This is a genomic window from Micromonospora sp. SL4-19 (assembly GCF_047921475.1).
Taxonomy (GTDB): Bacteria; Actinomycetota; Actinomycetes; order Mycobacteriales; family Micromonosporaceae; genus Micromonospora.
Genome location: NZ_JBLROB010000016.1, coordinates 45665 through 69156, shown reverse-complemented (window position 1 = coordinate 69156; position 23492 = coordinate 45665). Strand labels below are relative to the sequence as shown.

The window sequence follows — 23492 nt, the reverse complement described above, 5'->3', positions numbered from 1 at the left end:
GCGGGTGGTACGCCCGCGAGGACACGAAGGAGAGGCCGTGACACCCGAGGAGATCCTCGCCGCCGACCGCCGGCACGTCTGGCACCCGTATGCGGCGCTGCCGCCGGCCAGCCCGCCCTACGTGGTGGAGAGCGCCGAGGGGGTACGGCTGCGCCTGGCCGACGGCCGGGAGCTGGTCGACGGGATGTCGTCCTGGTGGGCGGCGATCCACGGCTACCGCCACCCGGTGCTGGACGCCGCCGTCACCGACCAGCTCGGCCGGATGAGCCACGTGATGTTCGGCGGCCTGACCCACGAGCCCGCGGTACGCCTGGCGCGGACCCTGGTCGAGCTGGCCCCGGACGGCCTGGAGCACGTCTTCCTGGCCGACTCCGGCTCGGTCAGCGTCGAGGTCGCGGTGAAGATGTGCCTGCAGTACCAGCGGGCCACCGGGCGGCCGGAGCGCCGCCGACTGGGCACCTGGCGGGGCGGCTACCACGGCGACACCTTCCACCCGATGAGCGTCTGCGACCCCGAGGGCGGCATGCACCACCTCTGGGGCGACGTGCTGCCCCGGCAGGTCTTCGCGCCGGTGCCGCCGGGCGGCTTCGACACCCCGCCCGACCCGGCGTACGAGGCGGCCCTGGTGGAGGCGGTGGAACGGCACGCCGACGAGTTGGCGGCGGTGATCGTGGAGCCGGTGGTCCAGGGTGCCGGCGGGATGCGCTTCCACCACCCGCACTACCTGCGGGTGCTGCGTGAGGTGACGCGGGCGCACGGCGTCCTGCTGATCTTCGACGAGATCGCCACCGGCTTCGGCCGGACCGGGACCATGTTCGCCGCCGAACACGCCGGGGTCGCCCCGGACGTGCTCTGCGTCGGCAAGGCGCTCACCGGGGGCTACCTCACGCTGGCCGCCGCGCTCTGCACGCCCGAGGTGGCGCGCGGCATCTCCGCCGACGGCGTGCTGGCGCACGGCCCGACCTTCATGGGCAACCCGCTCGCCTGTGCGGTCGCCAACGCCTCCCTGGGCCTGCTACGGGCCGGAGACTGGGCCGGCCGGGTGGCGGGGATCCAGGAGGGGCTGCGGGCCGGCCTGGGGCCGTTGCGGGGCGCCTCCGGGGTGGCCGACGTCCGCGTGCTCGGCGCGATCGGCGTGGTCCAGCTCGACCACGAGGTGGACATCCCCCGGGCGACCGCCGCGGCGGTCGCCCAGGGCGTGTGGCTGCGTCCGTTCCGCGACCTCGTCTACACCATGCCGCCGTACGTCACCGACGCGGCCGACGTGGCGCGGATCGCGGCCGGGGTCGAGGCGGCGGTCAAGGCCGGCTGAGGCGGCGGTCAGGGCCGGCTGTGCCGGCGCGCCGGGCGCCCCTCGGGTGGCCGACGACGGAACGACCGCCCGTACGGGTGGCGGCAGGACGGACGACGGCGTACCCGTCGCCGCACATCGCGGCGCGACGCCGCGCGAGGAGAGGGAGAGTCGCGATGGAGAGCTTCGGCGCCCGCCTGCACCGGGCCGTGACCGAGCGGGGACCACTCTGTGTGGGTATCGACCCGCATCCCGGGCTGCTGGCCCGCTGGGGGCTGTCTGACGACGTCGCGGGCCTCGAGCGGTTCAGCCGCACCGTGGTCGAGGCGCTCGGTGACCGGGTCGCGGTGGTCAAGCCCCAGTCGGCCTTTTTCGAGCGTTTCGGGTCGCAGGGCATCTCGGTCCTTGAGTCAACTATCCGACAGTTGCGAAATGCCGGCGCACTCGTTCTCCTCGACGTCAAACGCGGCGACATCGGTTCGACGGTCAGCGCGTACGCCTCGGCGTACCTCGATCCATCCAGCCCGCTATATGTCGACGCGGTGACGGTGAGCCCGTACCTCGGGGTCGGCTCGCTGGCGCCCATGTTCGACCTGGCCACCGCGCACGGCGGCGGTGTCTTCGTCCTGGCGCTCACCTCCAACCCGGAGGGTGCCGCCGTGCAGCGGGCGGTCGGGGCCGACGGGCGGACCGTCGCGCAGACCGTGATCGACGAGATTTCCCAGCTCAACCGGGGTGCCGAGCCGCTCGGCAGCTTCGGTCTGGTGGTCGGCGCGACGGTCGGCGACACCGGCCACGACCTCTCCGCGGTGAACGGTCCGCTGCTCGCTCCGGGGCTGGGCGCGCAGGGCGCCACGGCCGCGGATCTACGCACCGTGTTCGGCTCCAGCCTGCCGTCGGTGCTGCCGTCGTACTCCCGCGAGGTGCTGCACGCCGGGCCGGACGTGGCCGGCCTGCGGGCCGCCGCCGAGCGGGCGCTGGCGGAGTGCCGGACCGCCCTGGTCACCGCGTCCTGACGGACGGCTTGGTCACTTTGCGTTGATCTTCGCGCGCCCACGTTGCCGAAAACGCCGTTGACCGCTAGTTTTCCCCGCGCTGGGAACCACGGACCCCTTTGGTTGCCAGCGACACCACGTTTCACAGAAGCGGCGGTGCGTTCCGCCCGCCACGTTAGGGACCTGAGGAGAACTGGTGCCGCTCCCGTCATTGACCCCCGAGCAGCGCGCTGCCGCGCTGGAGAAGGCCGCGGAGATCCGCAAGGCCCGTGCGAAGCTGAAGGAGGACCTCAAGCAGGGCAAGACCAGCCTTGCCACGGTCCTTGAGCAGGCCGAGTCGAACGACGTCGTCGGTAAGCTGAAGGTGTCGGCCGTCCTCCAGGCGATGCCGGGCATCGGCAAGATCCGGGCCACCCAGATCATGGAGAAGCTCAAGATCGCCGACAGCCGTCGCCTGCGCGGCCTGGGCGAGCAGCAGCGCAAGGCTCTGCTTGGAGAGTTCGCCGCAAACTGAACGCCGCACCGTGTAGAAACAAGCGGTGAGCACGGATGACGAGGCGCGCCCGGCGGCTCGGCTCACTGTCCTGGCCGGACCTTCGGGTGCCGGCCGGGAGAGTGTCGTCGAGCACGTCCGGGCGCGCTTTCCGTTGGTGTGGGTGCCGGTGGCCGCCACCACCCGACCGCCGTGCCCCGGCGAGGTGGACGGCGTCGACCGACACTTCCTCGACCCGGCCGCGTTCGACCGGATGATCGGCGCCGACGCGCTGCTGGAGTGGAGCCGGATCGGGCCGTACCGACGTGGTGTGCCGCGCGCGGGCGTGCGGGCCCGGCTCGCCGAGGGCCGGCCGGTGCTGCTTCCGCTGGACCTGCCCGGCGCGCTCGCGGTCCGGGCCGCCGCGCCGGACGCGCAGCTGGTGCTCCTCACCCCGCGGTCGTACCGGCCGGATCCGGCCGTCGCGGCGGCGTTCGCGCACGCCGTCGTGCACGACCTCACCGAGCGTGCGGCCGATGAGCTGGTAGGCTTGCTCGGTTCTTCCTTCCTGGCCCCGGTCCAACCGCGTCCGAGCGGTTGAGGGACCACCGCCTCCGGGCGGTGCACGAGACGCAGAGGTTCATTCGTGGGATCCATCGCCACCAACCCCGAGGGCATCACCAACCCGCCGATCGACGAGCTCCTCGAGAAGACGACCTCGAAGTACGCGCTGGTGATCTTCGCTGCCAAGCGCGCACGCCAGGTCAACGCCTACTACAGCCAGCTCGGCGAGGGTCTGCTGGAGTATGTCGGCCCGCTCGTGGAGACCACTCCGCAGGAGAAGCCGCTCTCCATCGCCATGCGCGAGATCAACGCGGGTCTGCTCACCGCCGAGCCGACCGACCAGCCGTAGTCCCGCCCGCGTCGATGTCCGCCGAGATCGTTCTCGGGGTCGGCGGTGGCATCGCCGCCTACAAGGCATGTGAACTGCTCCGGCTCTTCACCGAGTCGGGCCACCGGGTCCGGGTCGTGCCGACCGCGTCGGCGCTCCGCTTCGTCGGGGCGCCGACCTGGGCCGCACTCTCCGGCCAACCGGTCGCCGACGACGTCTGGTCGGACGTGCACGAGGTGCCGCACGTCCGCCTCGGCCAGCACGCGGACCTGGTCGTCGTGGCACCCGCCACCGCCGACCTGCTCGCCAAGGCCGCCCACGGCCTCGCCGACGACCTGCTCACCAACACCCTGCTGACCGCCCGCTGCCCGGTCCTGCTCGCCCCGGCCATGCACACCGAGATGTGGGAGCACCCCGCCACCGTCGCCAACGTCGCGACCCTGCGGTCCCGCGGTGTCCGGGTGATCGAGCCCGCCGTCGGGCGGCTCACCGGCAAGGACACCGGCAAGGGCCGCCTGCCCGACCCGGTGGAGATCTTCGCGGTCGCCCGCCGGGCGCTGGCCCGCGGTGGCGCCGTCCCGGCCGACCTGGCCGGCCGGCACGTGGTGGTCACCGCCGGCGGCACCCGCGAGCCGCTCGACCCGGTCCGCTTCCTCGGCAACCGCTCGTCCGGCAAGCAGGGGTACGCGTTCGCCCGCGCCGCCGTCGCCCGGGGCGCCCGGGTCACCCTGGTATCGGCCAACGTCGCGCTCGCCGACCCGGCCGGGGTCGACCTGGTCCGGGTGGGCACCACCGAGGAGCTGCGCGGGGCGACCCTGGCAGCGGCCGCGGACGCGGATGCCGTGGTGATGGCGGCGGCTCCCGCCGACTTCCGCCCGGCGACGTACGCGCCGGGTAAGATCAAGAAGGCGGAGGACGGCAGCGCGCCCACCATCGAGCTGGTCACCAATCCGGACATCGCCGCCGAGCTGGGCCAGCGTCGCCGGCCCGGGCAGGTGCTGGTGGTCTTCGCCGCCGAGACCGGGGACGCCGAGGCCAACGGCCGGGCCAAGCTCGCCCGCAAGCGGGCGGACCTCATCGTGATCAACGAGGTCGGCGTGGACAAGGTCTTCGGCGCCGAGACCAACGCCGCCACCGTGATCGGGGCGGACGGCTCGGTGCACCGGATGCCGGAGCAACCCAAGGAGGACCTGGCCGACGGAGTCTGGGACCTCGTGGTCGCTCGACTGGCCGAGCAATCCTGACGACTGGTCACCTCGCGTTCCCCGGGTCACGCTGGAAGCACGGTGACTAAACTGCCGCCGAGTGCCCTTTCAAAGACTTTTCACATGCTTAGGAGTGCCGTGACACGTCTCTTCACGTCCGAATCGGTCACGGAGGGCCACCCGGACAAGATCGCCGACCAGATCAGCGACGGCATTCTCGACGCCCTGCTCGCCCAGGACCCGCACAGCCGCGTCGCGGTCGAGACCCTGATCACGACCGGCCAGGTCCACGTCGCCGGCGAGGTCACCACCAAGGCGTACGCCGACATCCCGACCATCGTCCGCGAGACCATCCTGGAGATCGGGTACGACTCGTCGAAGAAGGGCTTCGACGGCGCCTCCTGCGGGGTCAGCGTCTCCATCGGCGCCCAGTCGGCGGACATCGCGCAGGGCGTGGACAACGCCTTCGAGCTGCGTACCGGCTCGTCGGAGAGCGCGCTGGACGCGCAGGGCGCCGGCGACCAGGGCATGATGTTCGGCTTCGCCTGCTCCGAGACGCCCGAGCTGATGCCGCTGCCGATCGCGCTCGCCCACCGGCTGGCCCGTCGCCTCGCCGCGGTGCGCAAGGACGGGACCATTCCGTACCTGCGGCCGGACGGCAAGACCCAGGTGACCATCGAGTACGACGGGCTGCGCCCGGTGCGGCTCGACACCGTCGTGGTCTCCAGCCAGCACGCCGCCGACATCTCGCTCGAGTCGCTGCTCACCCCGGACGTCCGCGAGCACGTGATCGCGCCCGAGCTGGAGAGCCTCGGCCTGGAAACCGACGGCTACCGGCTGCTGGTCAACCCGACCGGCCGGTTCGAGATCGGCGGCCCGATGGGCGACGCCGGCCTCACCGGCCGGAAGATCATCGTCGACACCTACGGCGGCTACGCCCGACACGGCGGTGGCGCGTTCTCCGGCAAGGACCCGTCGAAGGTGGACCGCTCCGCCGCGTACGCGATGCGCTGGGTGGCCAAGAACGTGGTCGCCGCCGGCCTCGCCGAGCGCTGCGAGGCGCAGGTCGCGTACGCCATCGGCAAGGCGCACCCGGTCAGCCTCTTCATCGAGACCTTCGGCACCGAGACCGTGCCGGTCGCCTCGATCGAGAAGGCCGTCGCCGAGGTCTTCGACCTGCGCCCGGCCGCGATCATCCGGGACCTCAACCTGCTCCGCCCGATCTACCAGCAGACCGCCGCGTACGGCCACTTCGGCCGGGAACTGCCGGACCTGACCTGGGAGGGCACCGACCGGGCCGCCGACCTCAAGTCGGCCGCGGGAGCCTGACCGGCACCAGGCGCAGCGACCGGCACCCCGCTGCGGGGTCGCCGGTCGCTCGCGTCTGCGTGGACCTGCCCCTGGCCCACCTCGACCGCCCGTTCGACTACCTGGTCCCGGCCGAGCTGGACGACCAGGCCGTCCCCGGGGTGCGGGTGAAGGTGCGCTTCGCCGGCCAGCTCGTCGACGGCTGGCTGCTGGAGCGGGTGGGGGAGTCGGACCATCCCCGACTGGCCTACCTGGACAAGGTGGTCTCCCCGGTGCCGGTGCTGGCCCCGGAGGTCGCCCGGCTGGCCCGGGCGGTCGCCGACCGGTACGCCGGCAGCCTCGCCGACGTGCTCCGGCTCGCCGTCCCGCCCCGGCACGCCCGGGTGGAGAAGGAGCTGACCGCTCCCGCCGGGGATGTCCCCGGCACGGCCGGCGCCGACCCGGTACCCGAGCCCGCCGCGCCGGCCCCCGGGGACCCGCGCGGGTGGCGGGACTATCCGGCCGGGCCGGCCTTCCTGCGCGCGCTGACCGACGGGCGGGCGCCCCGCGCGGTCTGGTCGGCGTTGCCCGGCGAGGACTGGGCCGCCCGGTACGCCGACGCGGTCGCCGCCACCGTGGCCGGCGGCCGGGGCGCGGTGGTCGTGGTGGCCGATGCCCGCGACCTGGACCGCCTCGACGCCGCCCTGGCCGGCCTCCTCGGTCCGGGACGGCACGTCTGCCTCTCCGCCGCGCTCGGTCCGGCGCGGCGGTACCGGGCGTTCCTCGCCGCCCGGCGGAGCGACGTGCCCGTGGTGATCGGCACCCGGGCGGCGATGTTCGCCCCGGTCGACCGGCTCGGCCTCGTCGCCATCTGGGACGACGGCGACGACCTGCACGCCGAGCCCCGGGCGCCGTACCCGCACGCGCGGGAGGTGCTGCTCACCCGGGCCCGGCTCGGCGAGGCGGCCGCCCTGGTCGGCGGGTACGCCCGCACCGCCGAGGCGCAGCTGCTGGTGGAGACCCGCTGGGCCCGGGAGGTGGTCGCGGACCGGGCGACCGTACGGGCCCGGGTGCCGGCGATCGCGCCGACCGGGGACGACCCGCACCTGGCCCGCGACCCCGGCGCGGCCTTCGCCCGGCTGCCCAGCCTGGCCTGGACCACCGCCCGCGATGCGCTCCGCGCCGACCTGCCGGTGCTGGTGCAGGTGCCCCGCCGTGGCTACCTGCCCTCGGTCGCCTGTGCCGACTGCCGGGCGCCGGCCCGCTGTCCGCACTGCGCCGGGCCGCTCGCGCTGCCCTCCGCCGGCGGTGTGCCGGCCTGCCGCTGGTGCGGCCGGGGCACCGCCGCGTACGCCTGTCCCGAGTGCGGTGGGCGGCGGCTGCGCGCGTCCGTCACCGGCGCCCGGCGCACCGCCGAGGAGCTGGGCCGGGCCTTCCCTGGCGTGCCGGTCCGCACCTCGGGTCGGGAGGAGGTGCTGAGCGCGGTGCCGGGCGGGGCCGGCCTGGTGATCGCCACCCCGGGCGCGGAGCCGGTCGCCGACGGCGGCTACGGGGCGGTGCTGCTGCTCGACTCGTGGGCGTTGCTCACCCGGGCCGACCTGCGGGCCGGGGAGGAGGCGCTGCGGCGCTGGCTGGCCGCCGCCACGCTGGCCCGCCCCGGCGCCGCGGACGGCCGGGTGGTGGTGGTCGCCGACGGGGCACTCGCGCCGGTGCAGGCGTTGCTGCGCTGGGACGCTGCCTGGTTCGCCGCCCGGGAGCTGGCCGAACGGCGTGAGCTGGGCTTCCCTCCGGCGGTCAGGATGGCCAGCGTGACCGGTCCGGCGGACGCGGTGGCGGACCTGCTCGCCGGGACCCGGCTGCCCGACGGCGCCGAGGTGCTCGGCCCGGTCCCCGCCGACGAGGGGCGGGAGCGGATGCTGGTCCGGGTCCCCCGGGCCCGGGCCGCCGCTCTCGCCGAGGCGCTGCACGCGGCTGCCGGCCAGCGCAGCGCCCGCAAGGCCGCCGACCCGGTCCGCCTCCAGGTCGACCCACTCACCCTCTTCTGACTGCTCAGGAGAGGGCGGCACACACCTCGTCCGGCAAATGGGTGGAGAACGCGTGATAACATCGCCCGTCATGCCCGGGCGCACGGGTGGCGCGACGCAGGCGGCAGCACGTCGAGCCGGCGCCAAATCGATGATGTCAATCAGCCGGTGATCAGGGGTGGACCACTCGTGACCGTTCGTCAATCGATCGTCTTCAACGGTGACCTCGGCAGCGGCAAGAGCACCGTCTCCGTCGAGATCGCGAAGCGGTTGGGGCTGCGCCGAGTCAGCGTCGGCGACCTCTACCGGCAGATGGCCCAGGAGCGGCAGATGACGGCCCTCCAGCTCAACCTGCACGCCGAGCTGGACCAGGCCGTCGACGGGTACGTCGACCAGCTCCAGCGGGACATCGCCGCCTCCGGCGAGCGGCTGGTGATGGACTCCCGGCTGGCCTGGCACTTCTTCACCGACGCGCTCAAGGTGCACATGATCACCGAGCCGACCGAGGCGGCCCGGCGGGTGCTGGCCCGACCGTCCGGCCCGGCCGAGAGCTACACCTCCCTCGAGGAGGCCAGGGCCAAGCTCAAGGAACGCAGCGAGAGCGAGCGCGGCCGGTTCATCGTCCGGTACGGCGTCGACAAGGCCCGGCTGCGTAACTACGACCTGATCTGCGACACCACCCGGGCCACCCCGGAGCAGGTGATCCAGCACGTCGTCGACGCCTACGAGGGGCGGCTCGGCGCCGACGTGCTGCGCGACGCCCCGCCCCTGCTGCTGCTCGACCCGGCCCGGGTCTATCCGACCGAGGACATCGCCACCCTGCGGGGCCTCTGGGACTCCGAGTTCGTGGGTGACGTGGCCGAGGCCGGCGACGAGGCCCTGGCGCCGCTGACCATCGGCTACACCGGCGAGTACTTCTTCGTGGTCGACGGGCACCGGCGGCTCAGCGCCGCCCTGCAGAGCGGCTTCCCGATCGTCCCCGCCCGGCTGGTCGCCGAGGTGGACGAGCCGGTGGTCGGCGGGATGACCGCCATCGACTACTTCGCCGCCCAGGTCCGCCCCAGCCTCATCCACGACTGGGAGGCCGCGCACGGCATCCAGCTCCCGCTGCCCGAGCACGCCCTGCTCGGCGGCGACGCGGTGCTCGCGGGAGAGCCGGGCACCAGCGCCTGAGCGGGCGGCGTGGGGCGCCACCGGCCGGCGGGGGATCGCCGGATCGGGCGGGCGGGCGCATGATGGAGGCTTCCGACGCCAGGGGAGGCCGAGCGTGGATCCTGCCGACGCCCTCGCGCTGCTGCTCTCCCCCGAGGGACGGGTCGACCCCTACCCGATCTACGAACGACTGCGCGCACACGGCCCGGTCGTCCCGGCCGGGCCGGCGTTCTACCTGGTCACCGGCCACGTGGAGGCCGACGCGATCCTGCGGGACGCCCGGTTCGGGGTGATGAACGACGAGCTGCGCGACCAGTTCCTGCCCGGTTGGCGGGAGAGCCCGGCCGTCGCCTCGATCTCCCGCTCGATGTTGCGGGCGAACCCGCCGGACCACGGCCGGATGCGGCGGCTGGTGGCCGGCGCCTTCACCCCGCGCCGGATCGCGGCCATGCGGGACGTGGTCGTCCGCCAGGCCGACGAACTGGTCGACGGAATGCTGGTGCGCGGCGGGGACGGCGAGCCGCTCGACTTCATGGCCGAGTTCGCGTACCCGTTGCCGGTGGGGGTGATCTGCGCACTGCTCGGCGTGCCGGCGGCGGACCGGCCGTTCTTCCGGCGCTGGGCGGCCGACCTGACCGTGGTCCTGGAACCGGAGAGTTCCCCGGCGGAGCTGGCCGTGGCCGACCGGGGCGCCGCGGAGCTGCGCGACTACTTCACCGAGCTGATCGAGGCCCGCCGGCGGGTTCCGGCCGACGACCTGGCCACCGCGCTGGTGCAGGTGCACGAATCCGACGGCGACCGGCTCTCCGGCGAGGAGCTGCTGGCCAACCTCATCGTGCTGCTGGTGGCCGGCTTCGAGACCACCACCAACCTGCTCGGCAACGGCCTGGTGGTGCTGCTCGGCCATCCCGCCGCGGCGGCGGCGCTGCGCGACCACCCCGAGTTCGCCGCCGGGTACGTCGACGAGCTGCTGCGGTACGACTCACCGGTCCAGCTCACCTCCCGGATGAGCACCGCCCCCACCCGCCACGGCGGGGTCGACCTGCCCGCCGGGAGCTGGACGATCCTCCTGCTCGGCGCCGCGAACCGGGATCCCCGCCACTATCCCGAGCCGGAGCGGTTCGATCCGTGGCGTCCGCAGATCCACCCGCTCTCCTTCGGCGCCGGCCCGCACTACTGCCTCGGGGCCGGCCTGGCCCGGCTGGAGGCGCAGGTGGCGTTCCCGCTGCTGCTGCGCCGCCTGCCCGGGCTGGCCCTGGCCGGGTCGCCCGAGCGCCGGGTCCGGCTCACCCTGCGCGGCTACGCCACCCTGCCGGTCGCCGTCGGCGACGGAGCCACCCTGCCGGTCGCCGTGGGCGAGGAGTCCCCGCTCACCGATCGCGGTACGCCGGCCGGGCCGCCGGGAGTGACTCCGTAGACTGGTACGGCACCACTCGTCCCAGACAAGGAGCCGCCCCGCGTGACCGTCCAGCCCATCCGTCTGTTCGGGGATCCGGTGCTGCGCACGCCGGCCGACCTGGTGGTCGATTTCGACGCCGAGCTGCGCAAGCTGATCGCCGACCTGACCGACACGATGCGCGAGCAGAGCGGTGCCGGCCTGGCCGCCCCGCAGCTCGGGGTGGGCCTGCGGGTGTTCACCTTCGACGTGGACGACGTCCTCGGGCACCTGGTCAACCCGGTGCTGGAGTTCCCCGACGAGGAGGAGCAGGACGGCCCGGAGGGGTGTCTGTCCATCCCGGGGCTCTACTTCGACACCAAGCGCCGGCAGAACGTCGTCGCCAAGGGCTTCAACGGCTACGGCGACCCGATGCAGATCGTCGGCACCGGCCTGATGGCCCGCTGCGTCCAGCACGAGACCGACCACCTCGACGGGGTGCTCTTCGTCGACCGGCTGGATCCGGCCGGCCGGAAGGCGGCCATGAAGGCGATCCGCCAGGCAGAGTGGTACGACGGGGGCGCCCCGCCGACCGTCAAGCTCAGCCCGCACGCCGCCGGCAATCCGTTCGGGCTGGGGCGGTGACGCGGATGCGCCTGGTCTTCGCCGGCACGCCGGCCGTCGCCCTCCCCGCACTGGACGCCATCGCCGCCTCCGGCCACGAGCTGCTGGCCGTGGTCACCCGTCCCGACGCGCCCGCCGGTCGGGGGCGGGGCGTGGTCCGCTCGCCGGTCGGCGCGTGGGCCGACGCGCACGGGGTCGAGGTGTTGACCCCGGCGAAGCCCCGCGAGCCCGAGTTCCTGGACCGGCTCCGCGAGCTGGCTCCGGACTGCGTGCCGGTGGTCGCGTACGGCGCGCTGGTGCCGCCGGTGGCGCTGGAGATCCCCCGGCACGGCTGGATCAACCTGCACTTCTCGCTGCTGCCCGCCTGGCGGGGCGCGGCCCCCGTGCAGCACGCCGTGCTGCACGGCGACGAGCTGACCGGGGCCAGCGTCTTCCAGTTGGAGGCGGGGCTGGACACCGGCCCGGTCTACGGCACGGTCACCGACGAGATCCGCTCCACCGACACCTCCGGCGACCTGCTGGACCGGCTCGCCCGCTCGGGCGCCGGCCTGCTGGTGGCCGTCCTCGACGCGTTGGAGGCCGGGACCGCCCGAGCCGAGCCGCAGCCCGCCGACGGGGTGTCCCTCGCGCCCAAGCTGACCGTCGAGGACGCCCGGGTGCGCTGGGCCGATCCGGCGTTCGCGGTGGACCGGCGGATCCGGGCCTGCACCCCGGCCCCCGGCCCGTGGACCACGTTCCGCGGCGACCGGGTGAAGCTCGGTCCGGTCACCCAGCTGGCCGACGGCCCCGAGCTGAAGCCCGGCGAGCTGCTGGTCGAGAAGTCCCAGGTCATCGCGGGCACGGGCACCGTTCCGGTGCGGCTCGGCGAGGTGCGGGCGGCCGGCAAGAAGGCCATGTCGGCGAGCGACTGGGCGCGCGGCGCCCGGGTCGCCGCCGGCGAGGTGCTGGCGTGACGGGGCCGGTTGACGACGAGACCGGCGGGTCCACCCCGGGCACCGGCGCGGGCGACCGGTTCGCCGGGGCCGAGCCCGGCTCGCGGTACGCGCGCGGCGATCGCCCCGGTGACGGGGGCCGGTTCGCGGGCGGCGAGCGGCCCCGTGGTGACGGCCGGTCCGTCGGCGGTGAGCGCCCCGGCCGCCGGGGCGAGGGAGCGACGCGGGACGGACGGTTCGGCACCGACCGGCGCGGCGGTCGTCGTCCCGTCCGGCCCGCCGTCGACCTGCCCCGGCACATCGCGTACGAGGCGATCGCGGCGGTGCACCGGGACGACGCGTACGCCAACCTGGTGCTGCCGGCGATGCTGCGCGAGGAGGGGCTGACCGGGCGGGACGCCGCATTCGCCACCGAGCTGACCTACGGCACGCTGCGCCACACCGGGACGCTGGACGCGATCATCACCGACGCGGCCGGCCGGGACGTGCAGCGGATCGACCCGCCGGTGCGGGACGCGCTCCGGCTCGGGGCGTACCAGCTGCTGCACACCCGGGTGCCGGCGCACGCGGCGGTCTCCTCCACCGTGGACCTGGTCCGGGTCGTCGGCCCGGGGGCCACCGGCTTCGCCAACGCTGTGCTGCGCGAGGTGGCCACCCGCGACGTCGACGGCTGGGTGGCGAAGCTCGCCCCGTCGGCGGAGACCGACCCGATCGGCCATCTGGCGCTGGCGTACAGCCACCCGCAGTGGATCGTCCGGGCGTTCGCCGAGGCGCTCGGCGGCGACCTGGGCGAGACGGCGCGCCTGCTCATCGAGGACAACGAGCGCCCGCCGGTGCACCTGTGCGCCCGCCCGGGCCTGGCCGACCCGGTGGAGTTGGCCGACGAGGTCGGCGGCGCGCCGGGCGCGTTCTCGCCCTACGCGGTCTACCTGCCCGGCGGCGCGCCGGGGGAGCTGCCGGCGGTGGCGCAGGGGCGCGCCCACGTCCAGGACGAAGGCTCCCAGTTGGTGGCGAACGCCCTCGCGGTCGCGCCGCTGGACGGCCCAGACGGCCGCTGGCTCGACCTGTGCGCCGGCCCCGGCGGCAAGGCCGGCCTGCTCGGCGCCCTCGCCGCGCAGCGCGGCGCCCGGCTCACCGCGGTGGAGGTCGCCGAGCACCGGGCCCGGCTGGTCGCCCAGGCCACCCGGGGCCTGCCGGTGAACGTGCTGAACACCGACGGGCGGACGGTCGGCGCCGACCCGAAGCTGCCGGAGGAGCACTTCGACCGGGTGCTGGTCGACGCCCCGTGCACCGGGCTCGGCTCGCTGCGCCGGCGGCCGGAGTCCCGCTGGCGCCGCCAGCCGTCGGACCTTCCGCCGCTGACCCGCCTCCAGCGGGAACTGCTCACCGCGGCGCTGCGCGCGGTCCGGCCGGGCGGGCTGGTCGCGTACGTCACCTGCTCGCCGCACACCGTGGAGACGCACGTGACGGTGACCGAGGCGGCCCGCCGCTGCGGCTTCCCGGTGGACTTCGTGGACGCCCGGCCGCTGCTGCCCGAGGGCATGCCCGGGCTCGGGGACGGGCCGACGGTGCAGCTCTGGCCGCAGCGGCACGGCACCGACGCGATGTTCCTGGCGGTGCTGCGCCGGGGCTGAGCCCGGCCGATCCGCCGCCACACCCGCCGACCCGGGGCACGAGCCGTGCCCCGGGTCGCGTCGTGCTGGCCGTACGCCGGCCCGGCGGGGACGTGCCGCGGCGGCGGCCACCCGAGCGATGTCCACCGGTGGTGTGTGACACCCGTTGACTCTGTAATCGATACATGTAACTGTTTCGATCACCGGTTCGGCGCCGAGGCTCCCACCGGAGCCCGCGGGTCGCGCCGCCCCCCGCCCGTACGCCCCGCCCACCCCCACGAGGAGTCTCCACATGAGACGCAGAACGCCGACCGCGGGCCTCGCGCTCGCCCTGTTCGCCGCGGTGACGGCGACCCTGGCCGGCACCTCGGCCGCCGCCGCCACCCCGGTGGCCGCTGCCCCCGCACTCGCCGCCGCCGCGCCGGACATCTCGGTGACCAACGTCCAGGCCCACCTCACCCAGCTCAACACCATCGCCACCGGCAACGGCGGCAACCGGCGGGCCGGCTCGGCCGGCTACACTGCCTCGGTCGCCTACATGAAGGGCAAGCTCCAGGCCGCCGGTTACACGGTCACCGAGCAGACCTGCACCACCTGCACCTACCCGGCGAGCAACCTGATCGCCGAGTGGCCGCAGGGCCCGGCCGACCAGGTGGTGATGTTCGGCGCCCACCTGGACAGCGTCGCCGCCGGCCCGGGCATCAACGACAACGGCTCCGGCTCGGCCACCCTGCTGGAGAACGCTCTGGTCCTGGCCCAGCAGAACCCGACCATGACCCAGCGGGTCCGGTTCGCCTGGTGGAACGGCGAGGAGCAGGGCCTGCAGGGCTCGAAGTTCTACGTCAACTCGCTGAGCGCCACTCAGAAGGGCTACCTCAAGGCGTACTACAACTTCGACATGGTGGCCTCGCCCAACGGCGGCTACTTCATCAACCGGGTCACCTCGACCACGGCCGCACCGCTGAAGGCGTACTGGGACTCGCTCGGCATCCAGCCGGAGGAGAACACCGAGGGGCAGGGTCGCTCCGACGACTACTCGTTCGCCAACGCCGGCATCCCCACCTCCGGCTACGCGGCGGGTGCCAGCTACACCAAGACGTCGGCCCAGGCCGGCAAGTGGGGCGGCACCGCCGGGGCGGCATACGACTCCTGCTACCACAAGGCCTGCGACACCACCGGCAACATCAACGCGACCATCCTCAACCGCGCCGCGGACGGCGTCGCGTACGCGATCTGGCAGCTCGCGGTCGGCGGCACCCCGACGAACGACTTCTCCGTCTCGGTGAGCCCGACCTCCGGCAGTGCGGCCCGGGGTGGCATCACCACCGCGACCGTCAGCACCGCCACCACCAGCGGCAGTGCCCAGACCGTCGTCCTCTCCGCCGCGGGCGCGCCCAGCGGGGTGACGGTGTCGTTCAGCCCGTCCTCGGTCACCTCGGGCGGCTCGGCAACCATGACGGTCAGCGCCTCGTCGACGGCGGCCACCGGGACGTTCACCATCACGGTCACCGGCACCGGGTCGACCACCCGCAGCGCCACCTACAGCCTCACCGTGACCGGCGCCGGGGGCTGCGCCGGCGGGCAGCTCATCGGCAACGGCAGCTTCGAGTCCGGCACCACGCCCTGGACGGCGACGGCTGGTGTGATCACCAGCTCGACCGGCCAGCCGGCGCGCACCGGCTCGTACAAGGCGTGGCTGGACGGGTACGGCACCTCGCACACCGACACGCTGTCGCAGTCGGTGACCCTCCCGGCCGGGTGCTCCAGCTACACCCTGGCGTTCTGGCTGCACATCGACACGGCGGAGACGACCTCGTCGACGGCGTACGACAAATTGACGCTGCAGGTCGGCACGACCACGCTGGCGACGTACTCGAACCTCAACGCCGCCAGCGGCTACGCGCAGCGCAGCGTCAACCTGGCCGGGTACGCCGGGCAGACGGTGACGCTGAAGTGGACCGGCGTCGAGGACGTCTCGTTGCAGACCAGCTTCGTCATCGACGACGTGACGCTCCAGGTCGGCTGACCGATCACGGGCGGGCGGGGCCGAGCCAACGGCGGTCCCGTCCCGTCCCGATCATCGGACCGGCAGCCCCTTGCTGCCGGCGCCCTTCAGCGAGCGGGTCAGCGTGCGGTTGTCCAACCAGAGGAAGCACTGCACCCCGCGGTTGCCGTCCTCCCACTCCTCCTTCATGGGGTGGTAGAAGATCGTGCCGGCCCGGTACTGCATGTCGCTGTTGTCGGGCACCTTGACGTACTTCGCGATCAGCGACCGGCACGCCTTGTGCGCCCGCTGCGGGGTGCGCTGGAACTCGGCGAACGTGATGTCGGGGAACGGGTACACCCCGACGAACTCCGCCTTGTGCTTCGCGGTGCACGCGACCGGTTGCATCTCCGTGATGTCGTCCTTGAGCAACTTCGGATTGAAGCAGCCGAAGGCCAGCGGGGATCTCGCCGTCAGGGCGTCTCGCAGGCTCGCGCTGCGCTCGGTGACGCCGCCGTCGTCCAGGCTGGCCACCTCCGCCAGGTCGCAGCGGAACCAGCGCGCCCCGCCGCTCCAAGCCGGCTCCGAGGGGAGGACGACGGTGAGTTGCAGCCGTCCCGAGCGCCAGTCGGCGCCGACAGCCTTGTTGACCTGCTGGTCGCACTCCGCGCGCGCGGCCCGCATCCCGGTCGACCCGGCGCGCGGGGGCGTGCCCCGGCCGGCGTCGGCACCGGTCAGCGTGCCGACGTGCAGCGTCTCGGCGCGGTGCGAGGTGGTGCAGTCGACCGGGTTGTAGCCGTTGAGGTATCCGATGTCCTGGATCGTGGTGTGACACGCCCCGACCTCAGGCACGAACGACTCGGCGGCCGGGAAGGCGGGCCAGTCGTCGGCCAGGTCGCCATCCACCCCGGCGGGCACGCCGCATCCGGCGAGCGCCAGCGCCGCCGTCGCCCCCACCGCGACCGCCGTCCACCATCGCCGCATCGCGCACCGACCTCCCCGTCGTCAGTGGTCGCCCCGACCGGCGCCGACCGCCGGCTTCGACCCTTCCGGCTCGGCGCGTCTGACGCCGCGCCGCGACCCGGAACGGTCGACCGCCACGGCGGTGCAGCATACGGCACCGGAGTTCAGTTGGCAGGTGCCCTTCCGGGCCGAACCCGTGCGCCGAGCGTGTCAGGTCCGCGCCACCCGGGACCACAGTCCATGTTGGGCGCCTCGTCGCCTGTCGGTCCATCGGCCGGCCGCGGGTCACTGTCGTTCCGGATCTCCGCGTCGGGCGGCACGGTGCTGTGCAGGGTGTCACTCCCGCGTCACAGCGGGTCCTCGTCGGTGCCGTGCTGCGGACGGTCGGTGGTCACGTTCGTACACTGGCCCGGTGACCGTACCGCCGCCGATCGTCGCGCCCAGCATTCTGGCCGCCGATTTCGCCCACCTCGCCGACGAGGTCCGCGCCGTCGAGCACGCCGCCGACTGGCTGCACGTCGACGTCATGGACAACCACTTCGTGCCGAACCTGACCATCGGGCTGCCGGTGGTGCAGAGCCTGCGCGCGGCGACCGAGCTGCCGTTCGACGTGCACCTCATGATCGAGGACCCGCGCCGCTGGGCCCCCGGGTACGCCGACGCCGGGGCGTACAACGTCACGTTCCACGCCGAGGCATGCGACGATCCGGTGGCGCTCGCGAAGGATCTCCGCTCGGCCGGGGCGAAGGCGGGGCTCGCGATCGACCGGGACACCCCGATCGAGCCGTACCTGGAGCTGCTGCCCAGCTTCGACACGCTGCTGATCATGACGATCAAGGCCGGCTTCGGCGGGCAGCGGTTCATCCCGCAACTGCTGGACAAGGTGCGCACCGCCCGGCGGCACGTCGACAGCGGCCATCTGGAGCTGCGGATCGAGGTCGACGGCGGGATCGCCGCCGACACCATCGAGCAGGCCGCCGCGGCGGGTGCCGACGCCTTCGTCGCCGGCACCGCGGTCTACGCCGCCGACGACCCCGCGGAGGCGGTACGCCGCCTGCGGGCCCTCGCGGAACGCGCTTCCTCCGGGGCCTGACGTGGACCCGGCCGGCGAGCGACCTGACATCGTCCTGGTCGTCGACGACGACGAGGACATCGCGCGTTTTGTCGAGTTCAACCTGCGCCTGCACGGCTTCGAGGTGTTGCACGCCAGCGACGGCCAGGAGGCGCTCGAGGTGATCGAGCGGCAGCGGCCCGACCTGGCCGTGGTGGACCTGATGATGCCGCGCATCGACGGCCTGGAGCTGACCCGCCGGCTGCGCGCCGACCCGATGACCTCGGCCCTGCCGGTGATCATGCTGACCGCCAAGGCCATGACGGTGGACAAGGTCAACGGCCTCAGCGCCGGCGCCGACGACTACCTGGTGAAGCCCTTCGACACCGCCGAGCTGGTCGCCCGCGTCAGCTCCACGCTGCGGCGGAACAAGGAGTTCCGGGAGGTCTCACCGCTGACCGGGCTACCCGGTAACAGCCGGATCCGGCGGGAGATCAGCGACCGGGTCCGCAGCGGCGCCGACTACGCGGTCGGGTACGTCGACATCGACCGGTTCAAGAGCGTCAACGACCGGTACGGCTTCGTCCGGGGCGACGAGTTCATCTCCGCCCTGGCCCGCAGCCTGCACCGGGCGGTGGTGTCGATCGACCTGCCGCCGGCGTTTCTCGGCCACGTCGGCGGCGACGACTTCGTCATCGTCTGCACCCCGACGCAGGTGCGGCCGCTGACCAGCCGGGCGGTGGTCGACTTCGAGAAGGCCGCCGACGCCCTCTACGACCCCACCGACCGGGAGCGCGGCTTCGTCGAGCTGAAGGACCGGCGGGGCAACATCCGGCGGGCCGCCCTGGTCACCCTCTCCATCGGGGTCTCCCTCTCCGATGCCGGCAAGCGCTTCAGCAACCCGCTGGAGGCGATCGCCGTCGCCTCCGAGATGAAGTCGGTCGCCAAGAGCCAGCCCGGGTCCTACGTCGCGGTCGACCGGCGCCGGGGCGTGCCGTGACACCCCTGTTCTGGCTGTGAAGTAGCTCGCCTCTGTGGCGCGGCACCCCCCCTCGCGTGTAAGACTGCCCGTGTACCCACCACGCGCTGGCGGGGCTCGGTGAAATTCCGAACCGGCGGTGATCCACGGCAAGGCCGTGGTAAGCCCGCGACCCGGACGGCTTCGGCCGAAAGGTGGACCTGGTGAGAATCCGGGGCCGACGGTTGGGGTGCGGCTCGTCCGCCCCCAGACAGTCCGGATGGGAGACAGCGCGCGGGACGGGGAGGCCCCTGCCGGCCGCCGCACCGTCGGCTGCCGCGTGGGCTCCCGGGGCCGGCTCCGCCGTCCCCGGATCTCCGCCGCCGCCTGTCCGCGGCATCCGTGCCGCCACCTCCCAGCCTCGCCCGCGCGTACCGGCGAGTGAGAGGGCAGGGGCAGGCGATGGCGAGCGTCTCCGTCGACGAGGCGATGCGTCGCGCGATCGCGCTGGCCGCCCGCGGTCTCGGCACCACCAGCCCCAACCCGGTGGTCGGCTGCGTGCTGCTCGACCCGGACGGCGAGGTCGTCGGCGAGGGATTTCACGCGTACGCGGGTGGTCCGCACGCCGAGATCGTCGCCCTCGCCCAGGCCGGTAACCGGGCCCGTGGCGGCACCGCGGTGGTCACCCTGGAGCCCTGCGACCACGTCGGCCGCACCGGTCCCTGCAGCCACGCGCTCATCGGCGCCGGCGTCGCCCGGGTGGTGGTCGCCGTCGGAGATCCCAACCCGGTCGCCTCGGGTGGCGCGGCCACCCTGCGCGCCGCCGGGGTCGAGGTGGAGGTCGGGGTACGCGCCGAGGAGGCCGAGGCCGGCAACGTCGCCTGGCTCACCTCGATGCGCCGCGGCTGGCCGTACGTGATCTGGAAGTACGCGGCGACCCTGGACGGGCGCTCCGCCGCGGCCGACGGCACCAGCATGTGGATCACCTCGGAGGCGGCCCGGATCGACGTGCACGCCCTGCGCGGCACCGTCGACGCGGTGATCGTCGGGGTGGGCACCGTGCTCGCCGACGACCCCCGGCTCACCGCCCGCAACCTGCGTGACGGCACCCTGGCCATCCGCCAGCCGCTGCGGGTGGTGGTGGACAGCTCGGGGCGTACCCCGGCCGACGCCCGGGTCCGCGACGGCGCCGCCCGCACCTGGGTCGCCACCGCCGCCGAGGTCGGGGCCGGCCCGGACGGCCGGGTCGACCTGCCGGCGCTGCTCGCGGAGCTGCACCACCGCGGCGTCCGGGCCGCGCTGCTGGAGGGCGGCCCCCGGCTGGCCGGCGCGTTCCTCGCCGCCGGCCTGGTCGACAAGATCGTCGGTTACGTCGCGCCGAAGCTGCTCGGCGCCGGCCCGACCGCGCTGCTCGACGCGGGCGTGTCGACCATCGCCGACGCCGTCGACCTGGAACTCACCGACGTCACGCAGGTCGGCCCCGACCTGCGGATCACCGCGCTGCCCCGGAAGAGGGAGGCATGACATGTTCACCGGCATCGTCGAGGAGTTGGGCGAGGTAGCCCGGACCACCGAGACCGGGGGTGACTCCGCGCTGGTCGCCATCCGCGGCCCGCTGGTCACCACGGACGCCCGGCACGGCGACTCCATCGCCGTCAACGGGGTCTGCCTGACGGTGGTCGACGTCGACGGCGGCGTCTTCACCGCCGACGTGATGGGGGAGACCCTGCGCCGCTCCGCGCTCGGCGCGCTGCGCCCGGGCGACCCGGTCAACCTGGAGCGGGCCGCCGCGTTGAACAGCCGGCTCGGCGGGCACCTCGTCCAGGGCCACGTCGACGGGGTCGGCGAGATCATCGGCCGGGAGCCGGCCGCGCAGTGGGAGACGGTCCGCTTCCGCCTGCCCGCCGCGCTGTCCCGGTACGTGGTGGAGAAGGGCTCGATCACCGTCGACGGGGTCTCGCTGACCGTGGCCGAGGTCGGCGACGACTGGTTCGCCGTCGGGCTGATCCCCACCACGCTCAAGCTCACCACCCTCGGCGCCAAGGGCGTCGGCGACCCGGTCAACCTCGAGGTGGACGTGCTGGCCAAGTACGTCGAGCGGCTGCTCGGCGACCGCCTCGCCGGCGGCCCGGCGCTGCCCGGCGGCGCGGTCGTCCCAGGCGGTGAGATCTGATGGGCCCGCTGGGCTGGCTGCTCGACGCCCAGTTCCAGATCGCCGGCTCGCCGGTGCTGGTCCGGGAGATCGTCGGCAACGTCTTCGGCCTCGCCTCGGCGCTGTACGGGCTGCGCCGGCTGGTCTGGGCCTGGCCGGTCGGCATGATCGGCAACGCGTTGCTGTTCACCGTCTTCCTCGGCGGCGCCTTCGCCACCCCGCAGGCGCACGACCTCTACGGCCAGGCCGGCCGGCAGGTCTTCTTCTTCGCGGTCAGCGTCTACGGCTGGTGGCGCTGGTCGCGCAACCGCCGCTCCGGTGCCGGGGAGCAGCCGGCCGTCACCCCGCGCTGGGCCACCGGCCGGGAGCGGCTCGGCCTGCTCGCCGCCGCGGTGGCCGGCACCGCGGCCGCGTACCCGGTGCTGGCCGGGCTCGGCTCGTGGGGGCCGCTGCCGGACGCCTGGATCCTGGTCGGCAGCCTGCTCGCCACGTACGGCATGGCCCGCGGCTGGGTCGAGTTCTGGCTGATCTGGATCGCCGTCGACGCGGTCGGCGTGCCGCTGCTGCTGCGTGGCGGGTTCTATCCGTCGGCCGCCATGTACCTGGTCTACGGCGGGTTCTGCGTGGCCGGCCTGGCCGCCTGGTGGCGCACGTCCCGGGCCACCCCGCCCACCCGCACCCCGATCCCGCCGACGTACTCGGAGGCCGTCGCATGACCACGTTTGGCAGCATCGAGCAGGCGGTGGCGGACATCGCCGCCGGCCGACCCGTCGTCGTGGTCGACGACGAGGACCGGGAGAACGAGGGCGACCTGATCTTCGCGGCCGAGCTGGCCACCCCGGAGCTGGTCGCGTTCATGGTCCGGTACACCTCGGGCTACATCTGCGTACCGCTCACCGAGCGCGAGTGCGACCGGCTGGACCTGCCGCCCATGCACCACACCAACCAGGACCGGCGGGGCACCGCGTACACGGTGACCGTGGACGCCCGGGAGGGGGTCAGCACCGGCATCTCGGCCGCCGACCGGTCGCACACCATCCGGCTGCTCGCCGCCCCGTCGACCGACGCGACCGATCTGGCCCGCCCCGGGCACGTGGTGCCGCTGCGCGCCAGGGAGGGCGGGGTGCTGCGTCGCCCCGGCCACACGGAGGCAGCCGTCGACCTGACCCGGCTGGCCGGGCTGCGCCCGGCCGGGGTGCTCTGCGAGCTGGTCAACGACGACGGCACCATGATGCGCCTGCCGGACCTGGAGAAGTTCTGCGCCGAGCACGGGCTGACCCTGGTCACCATCGCCGACCTGATCGCCTACCGGCGCCGCACCGAGAAGCAGGTGGAGCAGGTCGCCGAGGCGCGGATGCCCACCCCGTACGGGGTGTTCCGGGCGCTCGGCTACCGCAGCGACTTCGACTCGGCCGAGCACGTCGCGCTGGTCATGGGCGACCTCGGTGACGGAGCGGACGTGCTGGTCCGGGTGCACTCCGAGTGCCTGACCGGCGATGTCTTCGGCTCGTTGCGCTGCGACTGCGGCCCGCAGCTGCAGGCCGCCCTGGCCCGGGTGGCCCAGGAGGGGCGCGGCGTGGTGCTCTACGTGCGCGGGCACGAGGGGCGGGGGATCGGCCTGCTGCACAAGCTCCAGGCGTATCAGCTCCAGGACCAGGGCCGGGACACCGTGGACGCGAACCTCGACCTGGGGCTGCCGGCCGACGCGCGGGACTACGGCACCGGCGCGCAGATCCTCTACGACCTCGGCGTCCGCTCGATGCGGCTGCTGACCAACAACCCGGCCAAGCGGGCCGGCCTGGAGGGGTACGGCCTCACGGTGAGCGGCCGCGAGGGGCTGCCCGTCCGGTCGAACCCGGAGAACGTGCGATACCTGCGGACCAAGCGGGACCGGATGGGCCACCTCCTGGAGGGGCTGGAGGAGGTGACCGAGGCGCCGATGGGCCGCCCGGTCGCCGGCGAAGAGATCGGAGTGTGACCATGGCGGGATTCGGGGAACCGGGGGTGACCTCGGTGGACGCCGTCGGGCTGACCGTCGGCATCGTGGCGGCGCGCTGGCACGGCGAGCTCACCGACCACATGGTCGACCGGGCGGTCGCCGCCGCCGAGGCGTGCGGGGCGCGACCGGTGGTGGCCCGGGTGGCCGGCTCGGTGGAGCTGCCCGTGGTGGCCCAGGCGATGGCCCGCCGGTACGACGTGGTGGTCGCCCTCGGCGTGGTGGTCCGGGGCGCGACGGCCCACTTCGACTACGTCTGCAAGTCGGTGACCGAGGGGCTGACCCGGGTCGCGCTCGACGAGGGCAAGCCGGTGGCGCACGGGGTGCTCACGGTGGAGACCATCGAGCAGGCCCGGGACCGGGCCGGGCTGCCCGGCTCGGCGGAGGACAAGGGCTGGGCGGCCACCGTGGCGGCCCTCGACGCCGCCCTGGCCATCCGCGGCCTCGACGCCACCAACGGCCACCGGGTCGGCTTCGCCTGATCGACCTCGAATCGGCGGCCCATTGGGCGTTGGACTTCGAGTCG

The 23492-nt window shown here is 74.0% G+C and carries 22 protein-coding genes and 1 riboswitch; of the genes, 21 read left to right on the top strand and 1 reads right to left on the bottom strand.

Annotated elements, in window-relative coordinates:
* Positions 1-37 precede the first annotated feature (37 nt).
* From ACNAVT_RS19790 to ACNAVT_RS19725, 14 genes are all read left to right on the top strand, one after another.
* Positions 38-1312: an adenosylmethionine--8-amino-7-oxononanoate transaminase gene (locus ACNAVT_RS19790; RefSeq protein ID WP_416298305.1), complete on the top strand. Its 1275-nt coding sequence runs from the start codon at positions 38-40 to the stop codon at positions 1310-1312.
* 155 nt (positions 1313-1467) lie between these two features.
* The gene (gene pyrF, locus ACNAVT_RS19785) at positions 1468-2307 is read left to right on the top strand and encodes an orotidine-5'-phosphate decarboxylase (protein WP_416298303.1); all 840 of its coding nucleotides are present in this window, start codon (positions 1468-1470) and stop codon (positions 2305-2307) included.
* 175 nt (positions 2308-2482) lie between these two features.
* Complete coding sequence (mihF, locus tag ACNAVT_RS19780) at positions 2483-2800, top strand: integration host factor, actinobacterial type (protein WP_073835268.1); 318 nt, start codon at positions 2483-2485, stop codon at positions 2798-2800.
* A 25-nt stretch (positions 2801-2825) separates the two neighbouring features.
* Positions 2826-3359: a guanylate kinase gene (locus ACNAVT_RS19775; protein ID WP_416298301.1), complete on the top strand. Its 534-nt coding sequence runs from the start codon at positions 2826-2828 to the stop codon at positions 3357-3359.
* Positions 3360-3404: 45 nt separating this feature from the next.
* Positions 3405-3671, top strand: a complete 267-nt coding sequence (gene rpoZ, locus ACNAVT_RS19770) for a DNA-directed RNA polymerase subunit omega (protein WP_013285517.1) — start codon at positions 3405-3407, stop codon at positions 3669-3671.
* 14 nt (positions 3672-3685) lie between these two features.
* On the top strand, positions 3686-4894 hold the full coding sequence (gene coaBC, locus ACNAVT_RS19765; protein ID WP_416298298.1) for a bifunctional phosphopantothenoylcysteine decarboxylase/phosphopantothenate--cysteine ligase CoaBC: 1209 nt from the start codon (positions 3686-3688) through the stop codon (positions 4892-4894).
* A gap of 99 nt (positions 4895-4993) precedes the next feature.
* Entirely contained in the window at positions 4994-6184 is a 1191-nt protein-coding gene (gene metK, locus ACNAVT_RS19760; RefSeq protein WP_416298296.1) for a methionine adenosyltransferase, read from the top strand.
* A 59-nt stretch (positions 6185-6243) separates the two neighbouring features.
* Complete coding sequence (locus ACNAVT_RS19755) at positions 6244-8187, top strand: primosomal protein N' (RefSeq protein ID WP_416298294.1); 1944 nt, start codon at positions 6244-6246, stop codon at positions 8185-8187.
* Positions 8188-8355: 168 nt separating this feature from the next.
* Positions 8356-9339: an AAA family ATPase gene (locus tag ACNAVT_RS19750; protein ID WP_416298292.1), complete on the top strand. Its 984-nt coding sequence runs from the start codon at positions 8356-8358 to the stop codon at positions 9337-9339.
* Between the two features lie 94 nt (positions 9340-9433).
* On the top strand, positions 9434-10735 hold the full coding sequence (locus tag ACNAVT_RS19745; protein ID WP_416298290.1) for a cytochrome P450: 1302 nt from the start codon (positions 9434-9436) through the stop codon (positions 10733-10735).
* Between the two features lie 42 nt (positions 10736-10777).
* Positions 10778-11338 carry a peptide deformylase gene (def, locus tag ACNAVT_RS19740; protein ID WP_416298288.1) on the top strand — a complete coding sequence of 187 codons (561 nt, stop codon included), beginning with the start codon at positions 10778-10780 and terminating at the stop codon, positions 11336-11338.
* 5 nt (positions 11339-11343) lie between these two features.
* Complete coding sequence (fmt, locus tag ACNAVT_RS19735; protein ID WP_416298386.1) at positions 11344-12270, top strand: methionyl-tRNA formyltransferase; 927 nt, start codon at positions 11344-11346, stop codon at positions 12268-12270.
* A complete protein-coding gene (locus ACNAVT_RS19730) occupies positions 12267-13883 on the top strand; it encodes an RsmB/NOP family class I SAM-dependent RNA methyltransferase (RefSeq protein ID WP_416298286.1) in 1617 nt (538 codons plus the stop codon). Before fmt ends, ACNAVT_RS19730 begins: the two co-directional genes overlap by 4 nt.
* Positions 13884-14154: 271 nt before the next feature.
* Entirely contained in the window at positions 14155-15888 is a 1734-nt protein-coding gene (locus ACNAVT_RS19725) for a M28 family peptidase (RefSeq protein WP_416298284.1), read from the top strand.
* Between the two features lie 51 nt (positions 15889-15939).
* Here the strand turns inward: ACNAVT_RS19725 and ACNAVT_RS19720 are convergent, their stop codons facing one another.
* The gene (locus tag ACNAVT_RS19720) at positions 15940-16830 is read right to left on the bottom strand and encodes a septum formation family protein (protein ID WP_416298282.1); all 891 of its coding nucleotides are present in this window, start codon (positions 16828-16830) and stop codon (positions 15940-15942) included.
* 391 nt (positions 16831-17221) lie between these two features.
* On the opposite strand from ACNAVT_RS19720, the gene rpe reads away from it, so the two are divergent.
* The 7 genes from rpe (at position 17222) to ribH (ending at position 23448) form a co-directional block, all read left to right on the top strand.
* Positions 17222-17902 carry a ribulose-phosphate 3-epimerase gene (gene rpe, locus ACNAVT_RS19715; RefSeq protein WP_416298280.1) on the top strand — a complete coding sequence of 227 codons (681 nt, stop codon included), beginning with the start codon at positions 17222-17224 and terminating at the stop codon, positions 17900-17902.
* Entirely contained in the window at positions 17796-18860 is a 1065-nt protein-coding gene (locus ACNAVT_RS19710) for a response regulator (RefSeq protein ID WP_416298279.1), read from the top strand. Before rpe ends, ACNAVT_RS19710 begins: the two co-directional genes overlap by 107 nt.
* 81 nt (positions 18861-18941) lie before the next feature.
* Positions 18942-19114, top strand: a riboswitch (FMN riboswitch).
* Positions 19115-19280: 166 nt separating this feature from the next.
* Positions 19281-20342 (top strand): bifunctional diaminohydroxyphosphoribosylaminopyrimidine deaminase/5-amino-6-(5-phosphoribosylamino)uracil reductase RibD, encoded by a 1062-nt coding sequence (gene ribD / locus ACNAVT_RS19705; RefSeq protein WP_416298277.1) that lies wholly within the window; start codon positions 19281-19283, stop codon positions 20340-20342.
* Position 20343: 1 nt separating this feature from the next.
* A complete protein-coding gene (locus ACNAVT_RS19700; protein ID WP_416298275.1) occupies positions 20344-20991 on the top strand; it encodes a riboflavin synthase in 648 nt (215 codons plus the stop codon).
* On the top strand, positions 20991-21686 hold the full coding sequence (gene pnuC, locus ACNAVT_RS19695; protein ID WP_416298273.1) for a nicotinamide riboside transporter PnuC: 696 nt from the start codon (positions 20991-20993) through the stop codon (positions 21684-21686). Before ACNAVT_RS19700 ends, pnuC begins: the two co-directional genes overlap by 1 nt.
* Positions 21683-22948, top strand: coding sequence for a bifunctional 3,4-dihydroxy-2-butanone-4-phosphate synthase/GTP cyclohydrolase II (locus ACNAVT_RS19690; RefSeq protein ID WP_416298271.1), 1266 nt, complete (start codon positions 21683-21685; stop codon positions 22946-22948). The genes pnuC and ACNAVT_RS19690 overlap by 4 nt, the downstream gene beginning before the upstream one ends.
* Positions 22949-22950: 2 nt before the next feature.
* Positions 22951-23448, top strand: coding sequence for a 6,7-dimethyl-8-ribityllumazine synthase (ribH, locus tag ACNAVT_RS19685; RefSeq protein WP_416298269.1), 498 nt, complete (start codon positions 22951-22953; stop codon positions 23446-23448).
* Positions 23449-23492: the final 44 nt, after the last annotated feature.